Source organism: Mesosutterella porci, from assembly GCF_022134585.1.
GTDB classification, from domain to species: domain Bacteria; phylum Pseudomonadota; class Gammaproteobacteria; order Burkholderiales; family Burkholderiaceae_F; genus Mesosutterella; species Mesosutterella porci.
Genome location: NZ_JAKNCT010000008.1, coordinates 147,753 through 161,103 on the forward strand (window position 1 = coordinate 147,753; position 13,351 = coordinate 161,103).

Annotated in this window: 9 protein-coding genes; all 9 read left to right on the plus strand. The window is 57.9% G+C overall.

All coding sequences use genetic code 11. From position 1 onward, the window contains the following. Positions 1-14 precede the first annotated feature (14 nt). Positions 15-1,364: a tyrosine-type recombinase/integrase gene (locus MAF45_RS07810; RefSeq protein ID WP_237979075.1), complete on the plus strand. Its 1,350-nt coding sequence runs from the start codon at positions 15-17 to the stop codon at positions 1,362-1,364. A 234-nt stretch (positions 1,365-1,598) separates the two neighbouring features. Then, positions 1,599-4,001: an EcoAI/FtnUII family type I restriction enzme subunit R gene (hsdR, locus tag MAF45_RS07815; protein ID WP_237979076.1), complete on the plus strand. Its 2,403-nt coding sequence runs from the start codon at positions 1,599-1,601 to the stop codon at positions 3,999-4,001. A 21-nt stretch (positions 4,002-4,022) separates the two neighbouring features. Then, positions 4,023-5,513, plus strand: a complete 1,491-nt coding sequence (locus MAF45_RS07820; protein WP_237979077.1) for a type I restriction-modification system subunit M — start codon at positions 4,023-4,025, stop codon at positions 5,511-5,513. Next, positions 5,513-6,850 carry a restriction endonuclease subunit S gene (locus MAF45_RS07825; protein WP_237979078.1) on the plus strand — a complete coding sequence of 446 codons (1,338 nt, stop codon included), beginning with the start codon at positions 5,513-5,515 and terminating at the stop codon, positions 6,848-6,850. Before MAF45_RS07820 ends, MAF45_RS07825 begins: the two co-directional genes overlap by 1 nt. A 19-nt stretch (positions 6,851-6,869) precedes the next feature. Further along, positions 6,870-8,063, plus strand: coding sequence for a hypothetical protein (locus MAF45_RS07830; RefSeq protein WP_237979079.1), 1,194 nt, complete (start codon positions 6,870-6,872; stop codon positions 8,061-8,063). Beyond that, positions 8,044-8,802, plus strand: a complete 759-nt coding sequence (locus tag MAF45_RS07835) for a hypothetical protein (protein WP_237979080.1) — start codon at positions 8,044-8,046, stop codon at positions 8,800-8,802. Before MAF45_RS07830 ends, MAF45_RS07835 begins: the two co-directional genes overlap by 20 nt. Before the next feature lie 101 nt (positions 8,803-8,903). Then, positions 8,904-9,164, plus strand: coding sequence for a helix-turn-helix transcriptional regulator (locus tag MAF45_RS07840; RefSeq protein ID WP_237979081.1), 261 nt, complete (start codon positions 8,904-8,906; stop codon positions 9,162-9,164). A gap of 119 nt (positions 9,165-9,283) precedes the next feature. Continuing rightward, a complete protein-coding gene (locus MAF45_RS07845; RefSeq protein ID WP_237979082.1) occupies positions 9,284-11,722 on the plus strand; it encodes a hypothetical protein in 2,439 nt (812 codons plus the stop codon). Between the two features lie 13 nt (positions 11,723-11,735). Further along, positions 11,736-12,581, plus strand: a complete 846-nt coding sequence (locus MAF45_RS07850) for a hypothetical protein (RefSeq protein ID WP_237979083.1) — start codon at positions 11,736-11,738, stop codon at positions 12,579-12,581. The last annotated feature ends 770 nt before the right edge of the window (positions 12,582-13,351 follow it).

Genomic DNA, 13,351 nt, shown 5'->3' on the forward strand with positions numbered 1-13,351 from the left:
TCTTTCCATACTAAATGCCAAAAATCGCTAAGGAATTAACGGCTGTGGCCGTGAAGGCTCTCCCCGACGGGACGCATTCTCTCGGCGGAGTCAAGGGGCTGTATCTCAGGAAGCGGCACGGCATAGGCTGGTACATCCTCCGCTACAAGATCGCGGGGGCGAGCCATGACTTGGGACTAGGGACTTACCCTCGGATGTCTCTCGCCTTGGCGCGGAAGCTGGCCCGGGAAGCCCGGGACAAGATCGAGCAGGGCGTCGACCCGATTGCCGAGAAGAAGGCGAAGGCCGCGGCGGCCATAGCGGAACGCGAGGCGAAGGAACGCGCCTTGAACCCTGTCACCTTCAAGCAGATCGCCGAAGAGTGGATGGCGGAGCAAATTCAGCAGGGGCAGTGGGCCCGGAACCAGCGCCGCGAGGCGAGCACCCGGCAGGTTCTTGAAAAGCACGTCTACCCCGCCTTCGGCAACAAGGACATCGAGGACATCACGCCCGAGGATGTCCGAGCATGCCTCGCGCCTATCTGGAAGACCATCCCGCGCACGGCCGACAAGGCGAAGACCTATATAAAACAGATCCTCCGGTGGGCGATCGCGCTCCACAAGCGTAAGAATCAGGTCAACCCCGCTTCCATGGACGGCGCCCTCGGCGTCCTCATGGAGTCATACAAGATCGGGCGGAAGGAGCGCCAGAACTACGCTGCCTGCTCCGTAGAGGAGCTCCCGCGGCTGATGGCGGAGCTTGACGCCCTCGCCCCGTCGACTTCCGCGCGAGCACTTCAGTTTTCCTTTCTTACGGCAACGCGCTCCAAGGCCGTTCGGCTCGCCGAGTGGAAGCAATTTAATTTAGAGGAGCGAATCTGGCGGGTGCCGCTGGACAACGACAAGATGAAAAGCCCGAACCGGGACCGCACGATTTTCCTGTCCTCGCGGGCCGTCGCCCTGCTTGAATCGCTGCCGCACCTCTCGGGGTCCGACTTGGTCTTCCCCAGCAACCGGGGCACAGCCCTCGGGGACGCAGCCCTCGGGGCGATTTTGAAGCGCTTACACCTGAAGCGGAAGGCCGAAGACGGGATCGGCTGGATAGACCCCGTGAAGTCCCGGAAGATGGGCTCACCGCAGCGGATAACGCAGCACGGGACCGCCCGAGCCACCTTCCGGACATGGGCCAAGGACGACGCCCTAGGGAACAACAGGCGCTTTGATCAGGAAGCTGTAGAGCTCTGCCTGCTGCACTCGAAGGACGACGCCTACCACGGCGCCTACGACCGGGCTCCTCTTGAAAACGAACGCCGGGCGATCGTGGAGGCTTGGGGTGAGTACTGTTATTCCTACTTGGATAAGCTACGGGATCATACACAGCACTGACAGTTTTTTTGAATCTCTGAGAAAAAGGTAAAAAAACAACAAAACCCCCTCCCTGTGAGACGACGGCCGCCTGTTGCCTACTTTTCAGGGCGGCGCCTGCCCGCAACAAGGAATCGATACTTTTCCAAGACCCATACTCCACTCGGGTAAAAAGGGTATAAAGACGTAGTAAGACCTTGTTGGACAGTACCGAGGTTTTTCGGCAAGCAAATGTCCTGCTGCAGGGGGTGAGTTTTGGGAACGACAAAATACCTATCGGAAGAAGACACTAAGGCTAGGTACATCACCCCTGCGCTGACCGGAAAAGGCTGGAAGGCCGAGGACATGCTTTTCGAATACAGTCTTCGGGCTGACCGCATGCAGATTGTCCCCGGCACCAACGAGGCGAAGAGCATCCCTCCGGACGACTCCCGCAACCGGCCTGATTACATCCTCCTGCACGGAAACAACCGCCCGATTGCCGTGATCGAGGCCAAACGCTTCGGAAAAACGGCTCAGGACGGTATAGATCAGGCCGCACGGTACGCTGCAACGCTTGACGTACCCTTCGCCTTTGCTTCGGCAGGGGATGAATTCATAAAGGTCAAGCTATATCCGACTTACAGCGTCGAGCACCTGAGGCTTGATGAGTTCCCCACGCCCGAGGCACTTTGGGACGAGTGGTGCGACGCCCGCGGGATCCCCAATAGCGGCGAAGTTCGGCGCCGAGAGGAAAAATCCCTCTACTACACGTCGACCGACGGCCGGAAGCCCCGCTACTACCAAATGGTGGCAATCAACCGCACGGTCGACGCCGTCCTGTCCGGGAAGCGTCGTCGCGTGCTTCTTGTCATGGCAACCGGGACCGGCAAGACCTTTGTTTCCTTCCAGATCATCTGGCGGCTACTGAAGGCCAAGGCTGCGAGGCGGGTGCTGTATCTCGCCGACCGCAACCAGCTCATTGATCAGGCGATCGACAAGACTTTCACGCCCTTCGGGAACACTGTCCGGAAAATCACCCGCGGGACGATTGATACCGGCGCCGCAGTCTACATGGGGCTGTACCAGCAGCTGAAGAAAAGCAATCGCGGCGTCGAGGAGGAGGACAAGGACGCCGATTCCACGCTAGACGTCTTCAAGCAGGTCCCCCGCGACTTCTTCGACCTTGTCGTAGTCGACGAGTGCCACCGGGGCAGCGCCCGCGAGGAAAGCTCATGGCGGGAAATCCTCGAATACTTCAGAAGCGCAGTGCAAATCGGCCTGACGGCAACGCCGAACAAAAAGGACGGCGCCGACAACGCGGCCTACTTCGGCGACCCCATATACACCTACACCTTGAAGCAGGGTATCGAGGACGGATTCCTCGCGCCGTACAAGGTGGTGAACATCGTCTTCGACAAGGACAAGACCGGCTGGACCCCCCGCGAGGGCGAGGTTGACGACAACGGGCAACTGATCCCGCAACGCACGTACACCCTTTCCGATTTCGGCACCCGAATCGAAATCCGGAACCGCACGCATGCGGTCGCCGAAACCGTCACGAAGTACCTTGAGCATATCGGGCGGATGTCCCGGACCATCATCTTTTGCACGACGCAGCACCACGCCGGGGTCATGCTCGAGGAAATGCGCTCGCTTAACCGCGACATGATGACCGCGAATCCGCTGTGGGCCGTCCGGATGACGGCAAACGACGAAGAGGGCGTCAAGCAACTGAAGAATTTCACCTCCCCGAAGAAGGCCTATCCCGTCGTAGCCACCACGAGCAAGCTGCTGACGACCGGCGTGGACGCTACGACGGTCAAGCTCATCGTGCTCGACGCCCCGATTCGTTCGATGACGGAGTTCAAGCAGATCATCGGGCGCGGCACTCGCCTTGACCGGACCCATGGGAAGACTTTTTTCACGATCCTCGACTTCCGGGGGGTAACCGCCCTATTCAACGACGCCGACTTCGACGGACCGGTGGAATCGACAGACTGGAACCCAGATCAGGAAGACCCGCCCGCGAGCGAGGGCGACAAGAACAAGAAGCCCCACCCACACTCGGAGCCTCCGGAACCGAAGCTGCCGCCTTCGGACGACACGCACCTGATTTACGAAGTGCATGACGTCGATATCCGGGTGGATTCGCAGCTGGTCCAGTATCTCGACGGGAACGGCAAGCTCATCACGGAAAAGCTGATCGACTACACGCGTCGCAACTTGCTGCAGCTCTTTGACACGAAAGACAAGTTCCTCGAGGTCTGGAACGGCGCCGAGGAGAAAAAGGAAATCGACAGGGTGCTGCTTGAAAACGGCATTTTCCTCGACGAGCTGCGCAAGAACCTCCACATGCCCGACGCAGATGAGTTCGACATCATCTGCTACCTCGCATACGGAGAAAAGCACATTTTCCCGCGCAGCCTCAGGGCGAAGCGAGTGCAGGACGGGACGCTGCTCGACCAGTACCAAGGCGCCGCCAAGAAGATCATGGAGAAACTCCTCGACCTGTACGCACGGCAGGGGGTTTCCCAGATCGAGAGCGTTGAGGTACTTAAGAACCCCGTTTTCAGCGACGACGGAGGGATCGTGAAAATCTTCCGAGCTTTTGGCGGACGGAACGGATACCTCCAGTCAGTCAAGCGGCTGGTCCGCAGCATCTACGCACCGAATTAAAGGCATTCTTTAGGAACAGGCATGGCAACGAATCTTGGGCTTGGGAATTTCGTCAAGAGAGTTCAGAACATCATGCGGCAGGACGCGGGCGTCAGCGGCGACGCCCAGCGCATCGAGCAGCTGACGTGGATGCTTTTCCTCAAGGCCTATGACGACCGCGAGCAGGAGTGGGAAGCCCTTGACCCGACCTACCAGTCCATCATCCCGGAGCAGTTTCGTTGGCATAACTGGGCCCTGACGGGAGTCACCGAAGATGGGAGAATCGGCGACGAGCTGCGGAACTTCATCGACAACGAGCTTTTTCCGGCCCTTCAGTCCCTGCCGATCACCCCGGAAACCCCGCGCCGCAAGAGCGTGGTGCGGGACGTCTTTCAGGAAGTCCACAACTACATGAAGGACGGCTCCCTCATCTTTGAGGTTGCGAAGACCCTGAATGAAATCGACTTCACGGACCCCGTGCAGACGAAGAACTTCGGGAATGTTTACGAAGCCATCCTGCATGACCTGCAGAGCGCCGGCAACGCCGGCGAGTACTACACGCCCAGAATCCTGACGAACTTCATGGCGGAGCACGTTGACTTGACGCTCGGGGACCGGGTGGCCGACCTAGCGTGCGGCACCGCCGGTTTCCTTGTCTCGGCAATGAACGTGCTGCGCCGTCAGGCGAAGACCAACGAAGACCGCGACCAAATCGACAACCGGACGATTTACGGCGTCGAAAAGAAGCCGCTGCCATACCTGCTCGCCTGCACGAACCTGATCCTCGAAGGCATCGTCAACCCGAACATCGACCACAGGAATTCGCTCGCCAACGACCTCGACAACAGCCCCTTTGAGCAGAAGGAGCTCGCGGATGTCATTCTCATGAACCCCCCGTATGGCGGGACCGAGAAGACGAGCATCCAGAACAATTTCCCCGCCGACCTGAAGAGCTCCGAAACTGCCGACCTGTTTCTCGTGCTGATGATGGAGCGCCTGAAGACGAACGGTCGGGCGGCCGTAATCGTCCCGGACGGCCTGCTGTTTGGCACGGGCAACAAGACCGAAATCAAAAAGAAGCTTCTGCGGGAATTCAATCTGCATACCGTCGTACGGCTGCCGGAGGGCATTTTCGCCCCCTACACCTCGATCCGGACGAACGTCCTGTTTTTCGACCGGACGCACCCGACGGAGCAGACGTGGTTCTACCGCGTCGATACACCTGAGGGAGTCGAACGGTTCTCGAAGACCCGCCCCGCGACCAAGGAAAGCCTTAAAGGGCTTGAAGCGTGGTGGGTCGACCGGAAACCACTCACGAAGGACGGCGCCGACAAGGCGCGCCTCTACACCGCGAAGGAGATCGAAGCAAACGGCTTCAGTCTCGACCTCTGCGGCTATGCGAAGCCCGAAGAAGACACTCGGACCCCCGAAGAAATCCTCGACGACTACTGCGAAGAGTGGAAAAAGTGTCAGGCCGAGGCGGACGCTGCATTTGCCGAAATCCGAAAGGTGCTCGCGCAGGAGGGCAACTGATGAATATCGAAGCCGTAAAAAGCGCCCTTATCAGCCTCGCGATTCGAGGCAAGCTGGTGCCGCAGCGCGACGACGAGCCCGAGGTCGAGCAGATCGGCGAGGCGCCGAAGGTGGCGCCGTTCGAGATACCGGCGAAGTGGAAGTGGGTAAAGCTCACAGCAATAAGCAGCGCCCCTATTAAATACGGCTATACAGCCTCGGCGTCTGCAGAAGGAAATGCCAAGTTTCTTCGAATAACTGACATTACAACTGCCGGCGTTAATTGGGATACCGTCCCGTACTGCAAAATAGAAAAAGACAAGGAAAACAAATTCTTGTTAGATTCTGGCGACATCTTAATCGCACGAACTGGTGGGACTATAGGGAAAAGCTTTTTGGTCGATTTTGTTAACCAAAAAACCGTTTTTGCTTCTTACCTACTTCGCATTAGGGTTTCCGAGCGTTTAGCCTCGCCCGTCTATATTCAGCGCTTCCTTGGTAGCCCGTTTTATTGGCAACAAGTTGCATCAGGCTCTAAAGGAACAGGGCAACCAAATATCAATGCAAAAACTCTTGGCTCTCTGAGCGTCCCCCTCCCGCCCCTCGCCGAGCAGCGCCGCATCGTCGCGAAGCTCGAAGAACTGCTGGAGCCGCTGTCCCGCGTTCAGGAGCGCCTCGGCCGCTTGACGCACGACTTCCCGGAGCAGTTCAAGGCCGCGGTGCTGCAGAAGGCCATACAGGGCAAGCTGGTGCCGCAGCGTGACGACGAGCCCGAGGTCGAGCAGATCGGCGAGGCGCCGAAGGTGGCGCCGTTCGAGATACCGGCGAAGTGGAAGTGGGTAAAGCTCACAGCAATAAGCAGCGCCCCTATTAAATACGGCTATACAGCCTCGGCGTCTGCAGAAGGAAATGCCAAGTTTCTTCGAATAACTGACATTACAACTGCCGGCGTTAATTGGGATACCGTCCCGTACTGCAAAATAGAAAAAGACAAGGAAAACAAATTCTTGTTAGATTCTGGCGACATCTTAATCGCACGAACTGGTGGGACTATAGGGAAAAGCTTTTTGGTCGATTTTGTTAACCAAAAAACCGTTTTTGCTTCTTACCTACTTCGCATTAGGGTTTCCGAGCGTTTAGCCTCGCCCGTCTATATTCAGCGCTTCCTTGGTAGCCCGTTTTATTGGCAACAAGTTGCATCAGGCTCTAAAGGAACAGGGCAACCAAATATCAATGCAAAAACTCTTGGCTCTCTGAGCGTCCCCCTCCCGCCCCTCGCCGAGCAGCGCCGCATCGTCGCGAAGGTGGAGCAGCTGTTCTCTCAGGTGGACGAGCTGACTGCTCGCCTTTCTTCGTAAACCGTCAAAAAGGAAGTCTATGGCGACTTTTGTTCTGGATAGCTTCTGCAGGAAAATCCCCGACGACATCTTGCGTCAAGCTCTTACGAAATACGACGTCAACGATGCCAACTTGGCAGCCTTGCGCTCGGCTGACAAGTGCACGGACGAATGGGAGCGATTAAGGGCAGATCATCCGGAACTTAAAAAACTTCAAGTCGTCTTCCATGAAATTAACGGCTTTCGAGAAGAGGCCGGGGAAACGGCCTTGCAGGCCTCGATCTTCGGCCCTCGCCCAGACTGGTTGCCCATTGACCGCGTCGCAGGAATTCAAGGGGTCATGCTTTCGGTTTTCATCCATGACCCTTATATTTACCAACGGGCATGCACCCGCTATCTGATCGACTCCACTCGGGCCAAGGGCTGGAAGCAGTACTCCGGTATTTGGAAACAGACGGTCAATTCGTCCGAGGCCGCTCGCAGCCTCCTCGCCGAGGACATCCGGAAGATCCTTGCTAGGCAAATGCGCGGGCGCTACTGCCGCGTCGCCGCATACGACTCCACGAACCAGAACAGCATCCTTGTCGCGACTTTCTCAGACTTCTTGGAATCATCTGAGGAATGGACAACGGACGGCGACATACAGCAATATGCACGCAGGCCGGTCCGACGCCTAGCCTTCATCTACAACCCGGAAGCGGGAACCCTCCGCGTCAACGTCGAGGGCTTCGGGAAAGTGGGCTTAACGCTCCACGACGCCTTCTGCCGCGACATCCTCGGCATGCCGGGGCTGCCGAAGGAGGCACCCCAGTCAAACTTCCACATCAGGCAGCTGCTGCAGGCAACGCCGCCCAACTTCGTCCTCGACCCTACTGGGCCGATACAGTCCTTCGTGCTCTCGGAGCTCAAGTTCTCCGATCCTCGGAACCCGAGCACAAAAATCAACATCGTCGCCCCCAAGAACAAGGACGGGATGGCCGACCTGTACAGGCAGCTGGCGCTGCTGTTCAAGGGCCGGGAAGGCTTCCTGCGGCTCTTCTCGGCCGTCTTTTACATGAAGTACCAGCTGCCCGGACGACCGCCTAGAACGCGCCGGATCCGGCTCGAGGAGGGGCCCATGCAGCGCATCGACAGCGACCCGTCGGACGAAGCCCTGCACGAGCTGTTGATCGAAAACGGGCTTGAGGAGCCGCCGCAGGACGCTGAGGCCGAGTATGCCGAAGAAACCAACTGACGCGCTGTTGTCGTATCTCTTCCATGACATTGACGACCTGACCTCGCCCCGCCCTCTGCAGCTTAACCGGCTGGCGTCGGAATTCGACGAAGCCAAGGTCCACGCGCTCCTCGAGCAAAAATTATTAAAGCTCGCGGGCTACCAGACTACCTTCGAGTGCCCCGAAGACTGCCCAGAACGCTGCGTGCTTAGCGTCGAGCGGGACGAGGCCGGAAACCTGTTCGGATACTGCGGGCGCGAGGACATTGCGGTCATCCCCATCGCCAAAGATGACCTCAAGGCCTGCGTTCCGGATTTTCATTCGATTGCCGACTTCGTCGCCCATACCCTCGGACGCGAGCCCCAGCGCAACGAAACTCCCGGGGAGTTCCTCGCGTGCTATCTCAAGGGCAGCAGGCTCAGCATCGAGGCCGGGGCGCCGGTAACCCTCTGCATCGATGACAACAAGTGCGCACTGGCGGAGGCCCTTGCTTGGACCGGGACGCGCTTCACAGTGCTGGCGGAAGAAGTCTGGAACTTAGCTCCGGCCACAAGAGGTACCGAAGAGCCCACGGAGGAGCGATACGCCCGATACTACAGGCGTTTCGAGGAATTAAAAAAGCAGTTTCCGAAAATGGAAGACCGCTACAAGTACATGGCGCAGGAAAACGGCGAAAGCCCGAGCAACGTCCGACGGATCGTCACAGCCGAAAGGAAGCGACGCGAGAAACGCAGGTATAGCAAAAATTCAAAAAATTGAATACAAAACAATAAGTTAAAAATAATATTTTGCCATATTGACTTGCCATAGTATGGCAAGAGCTCAATTGGGTCATCACTTAACAACTCCTAAGGAGTCTCATGATGACCTACAAGTTCATCCGAGCTAAAGAAGCTCAGGCCACCACCGGCCTTCCTCGGTCGACCTTCTACCACTACATCGCCGAAGGGCTGCTCCCGCCGCCCGTCCGCCTCGGCCTCCGTTCCGTCGCTTGGCCTGCAAGTGAAATCGATGCCATCAATCTCGCCCGTATCGCAGGCAAAAGCGAAGACGAAATCCGTGAGCTGGTGCGCAATCAGATCGCCGCACGGGAAGCCCTCGCCGCAGGAGGTGCTGCATGACCTCCGAAAACAGAACGCCATACCGCCTGACGGCGAGTGAACTCTCCCCTACCCCCATCGAGATTTCCAATGCTGAATTCCTTGAGACTGTTTTTGCGTCGCTTCGAAGCACTCCCGACGTGGGTGCTGATGTCCAGCCCTTATATGTTGGTTTTGCTGGCAGTCCTGCTGGCAATGGCAACTGGGGAGTCATAAAGACGCCGCCGGAGAGCGCCGGAACAAACAACTACTTCACGATATCGGCCTTCAAGCCCGCCGACGGCCGGTACTCAAGGAAAAAAGCAAACTTCGCCGCACAGTGCGCGGTCGTCCTCGACGATGTCACGGAGCGCGTTGACCCCGAGAAACAGAAGGCACAAATTCCCTTCGATCGGATCACGCTCGCCCCGTCGTGGGCATTGGAAACGTCCTCTGGGAACTTCCAGATCGGCTTCATCTTGTCCGAGCCCATCACTGCGGTTGCGGACGCGGATGCCCTAACGGAATCCATCATCGCAGCCGGCCTCAGCGACCCCGGCGCGACCGGCCCTGCGACGCGCCTGATGCGGCTGCCTGTTGGGCTAAACGGCAAGTACACCCCGCCATTTACGTGCGCTCTTCGTATATGGGAACCTGCCCGGAAATACTCCGTCGAGGAGCTCAGGCAAGGGCTGGACCTCCGCTCCCGAAGCACCCTTCCGGAAGCGCCTCAAGAAGCCCCCAAAACGGCCATTACAGCCCGCCGAGAAGCCTCGAGGCACTCTGATCCACAAGCACCCGGGAACGCCGTCTACGCCCCTGCAAAGGCCGTTAATCCGGTGCTCGAGGCACTTCAAGAGCGCGGCCTTATCCGGCGACAGATCGACAAGGGCAAGTATGAGATTTCCTGCCCGTGGAAGAGCGAGCACACCGACGAAATCGATTCGGGCGCCGCTTACTGGGAGCCGGACGACAACCACCCGATCGGCTCATTCAAGTGCATGCACGGGCACTGCGCCGAAAGGCATATCGACGACCTGCTGAAGTTCCTCGGGCTGGATGCCGAGGACGCATGCCTCAAGGCCAGAATCACCACGCGACCGGGCGAAGTCAACCGCATCGTGCTCGCCGCCGAGGAAGAGCTCGCGAAGACCGGGAAATACTTCAGGCGGGGCGGCCAAGTGGCGTCGATTGTCCGATCGAAAGAAAAGGGCGGCGTGCGGCTGCTTCTTGCCACCCAGCAGAGCCTGCTTATCGAGCTGTGCCGGCTGACCCGCTGGCTGCATTACGACGGGCGAAGCAAATGCGAGGTCCCCTGCGACCCACCGACCAAGTACCTGCTCGCCATCCTCGATGACCACGAACAGACAGCCTTGCCCGAACTAATCGGGATTTCGAGGCAACCGGTCATCAGCTCGAACGGGAGCATTTGCGGGGCCCCGGGATTTAACCCGGACAATGGCATTTACGGCGACTTCGATCCGGCCCAGTTCGAAATCATCGAGAATCCGACAAAGGAGGACGCTGAGCGCGCCTGCCAGATGCTTGAGAGTTTTCTTGAAGAATTTCCCTTCGAGGCCAAGTGCGACAAGAGCGCCGCCCTGTCTGCTATGCTGACCGCCGTGGTGCGGCCGCAGCTTCGAATTGCTCCGATGTACCACGTCATGGCCCACGTCCCGGGCTCGGGCAAATCGTATCTTTCTAGCCTGATCGCGGTCTTCGCAACGCCAGACGATCCACCCGCTTCGCCATTCCCAAAGGACGACGAGGAATGCCGTAAGTTCCTGTTGTCGCGGTTCCTTGAGGCGCCTCCTCTCCTGAACTTCGACAACCTAACGGAAGACATCCGCGCTTTCAAGAGCCTTTGCATCGCGCTTACCGAGCCCTATATGAACGGACGCATTCTTGGTTCCAGCAAGACTGCGAACGTCAGCACCCGGACGCTGCTTCTTTCGAGCGGGAACAACGTCGGGCCCGTGCAGGATATGACTCGGCGGGTGGTCACGATCAATCTTAATCCACAGGATGAAATCCCGGCGAATCATGTCTTTAACCGCCCAAATCTACTCGATGAGGCAAGAGACAACCGGGGCAAGTTGGTCAGCTGCGCCCTGACGATTATCGCCGCTTGGCGGCTGGCGAGATGTCCGAAATGCGAGACGGTACCCTCGGTCAACTCCTTTTCGCAATGGTCTGACTGGTGCCGACAGCCCCTCCTGTGGCTCGGCCGAAATGACCCGGCGCAAAGGATGTTCGAAAGCATGCGGGAGGACCCCGAGCGGATGTATATCGGCCGGGTTTTCGCTGCGCTCCGGGACGAATTCCACAACAGCCCCATTACGGTCCGGATGATTGCCAATCATGCCGAGCAGCAGCACAGCGGCGACCTTCGGGAAGCTCTCGAAGAAGAGTTCTACCAGTACGGAAACTTGAACCGCAAGCGCTTGGGGTGGTGGCTGAAGCAGAAGGAGGGCACCCAAGTCGATGGCTACAAGCTCGTGAAGGCTTCGCCCTTCAGGAAGCAGCTCGCGTACGAAATCGAAGTTTACGAACCGACGGCCGCGAAGGAGGCGGACAAATCAAATGGCAACAGCAACTAAGGAGAGCAAAGAAATGACTGACGTCATCAGCAAGGATGAACAAAGCTCCGCGGGATATGCGACCTCGCGCCTGAATGCCGTCAAGCACGGCATCTTGTCGAAGGAGTTGATACTGCCGCACGAATCCCGCGGGGAATACGACGAGCTCCTGCGGGGGCTGCAGGCGGAGTACCAGCCGCAGGGCATCACCGAGGGGATTCTCGTCGAGGAGCTCGCGTCGATCGTCTGGAGGAAACGGCGGGTGCTCAGCGCCGAGCGGGCCAAGATCAACTGCGGCCTCGACCGCGCTCTCACTCAGGAACGGAGCTTGGCGAATTCCGCCCTGCCGTTCTCGCTTCACCTCGACGGCATAGGAGGGATCCCGATCGACCGGGGGTATTCGATCCGGGAAATCGTGGGACTTTCGGAAGAAGACTTCAAGAAAAAAGTAAAGGCCTTTGCCATTTCCTTAAGCTGCCTCTACGAGGCGCGGGACATCCTCTCAAAGGGCGGGGAGCATGCTGCGGAAAAAGCCGTGGAGTGCTTCGACGAGCGTTGTCTTGCGCTCTGGTACGAGTACGACCGGGACGGCGAATCCAAAGAGGCCGTCAGTGATTTCCTCGAAGGCGAGCTGCGTACCTCGCTCGAAGAAGAAGAGAAGATCATTAACAACGCCGCGAGAATCAGGCAGCAGGCTCTTGGGGATTCGGTCGCCTACGGAAACTTGGATTCCTTATCACGATACGAAACCCACTTGAACCGGACCTTCGAGCGCACGCTCGGCATGCTGCTCAAGCTGAAGGAGATGCGGCAGCGCTCTCCCGTTGCGTCCGTAACCTCGACCAGAGTGGCCGACGTCACTCCGGTCGATGCTGACTAGACCGACCATCTGCCCGAGCTTCGTCGACATGTCCTATCGCAATCCGTTTGGCAATTCTTCGAAGCTCCGGGCAAAAAGCTTGAAAACCCCCGCGCAGCGTCCGTTGCAAGAGCAGCAGGGTAGGGGGCGGGTCCGAACTCCCCTCGCTTCGTTTCGGGACCGTGCACGTAGAAAGATTTTTGCGCGTGCAATTCCTAAAGATTTCGAGGCATGCACTTGCCGACCGATATCGCTGTTGCCAAGGCCTCGAGGGTAAGGGGGGATCCGAAAACCCGGTCGACCGATCCGGGACCGTGCAGGTGAGCAATTTTTCGCGGACGAACATCAAATTTTTCGGACGCGTGGGGGTTTCGATGGTTCTTGAGGTTTTTTCTAGCCATCAACCAAAAATGTCAACGCGAGGAGCAGAATAGGAGCGCAGGCAAGACGTTTAAACGCTTGATTAGGGTAAATCCCTACTGACGTTTTTAGTATGGAAATCAGTATGGGAAGACAAATTTAATCCTTACAACATACTTATTTTATTGATAAGTTCGATCCTCCTCTTCTCCACCAAATTCTCGAGGCGCAGTCCGTATGCCGCACGGCGCCTCAAAGGCCGCGAAGCCCCTCCGGGTTCCGCGGCTTTTTCGTCTGTGCGGCCTGAAGTGGTATTGGTTTTTTGGACACAAAGGAGCCCAAAACCATGTCCATCCCACTCTCCATTAGAGAACAAGCCTGCGAGGGGCTTTTACACGGTCGCCCCAAGAAAACTCTGGCCAGAGAGCTTG

What these genes read in the sequence shown, in the direction of transcription:
- MAF45_RS07810 (WP_237979075.1), top strand. Translation starts at nt 15, where the DNA reads ATGCCAAAAATCGCTAAGGAATTAACGGCTGTGGCCGTGAAGGCTCTC.
- MAF45_RS07820 (WP_237979077.1), top strand. Translation starts at nt 4,023, where the DNA reads ATGGCAACGAATCTTGGGCTTGGGAATTTCGTCAAGAGAGTTCAGAAC.
- MAF45_RS07825 (WP_237979078.1), top strand. Translation starts at nt 5,513, where the DNA reads ATGAATATCGAAGCCGTAAAAAGCGCCCTTATCAGCCTCGCGATTCGA.
- MAF45_RS07830 (WP_237979079.1), top strand. Translation starts at nt 6,870, where the DNA reads ATGGCGACTTTTGTTCTGGATAGCTTCTGCAGGAAAATCCCCGACGAC.
- MAF45_RS07835 (WP_237979080.1), top strand. Translation starts at nt 8,044, where the DNA reads ATGCCGAAGAAACCAACTGACGCGCTGTTGTCGTATCTCTTCCATGAC.
- MAF45_RS07840 (WP_237979081.1), top strand. Translation starts at nt 8,904, where the DNA reads ATGATGACCTACAAGTTCATCCGAGCTAAAGAAGCTCAGGCCACCACC.
- MAF45_RS07850 (WP_237979083.1), top strand. Translation starts at nt 11,736, where the DNA reads ATGACTGACGTCATCAGCAAGGATGAACAAAGCTCCGCGGGATATGCG.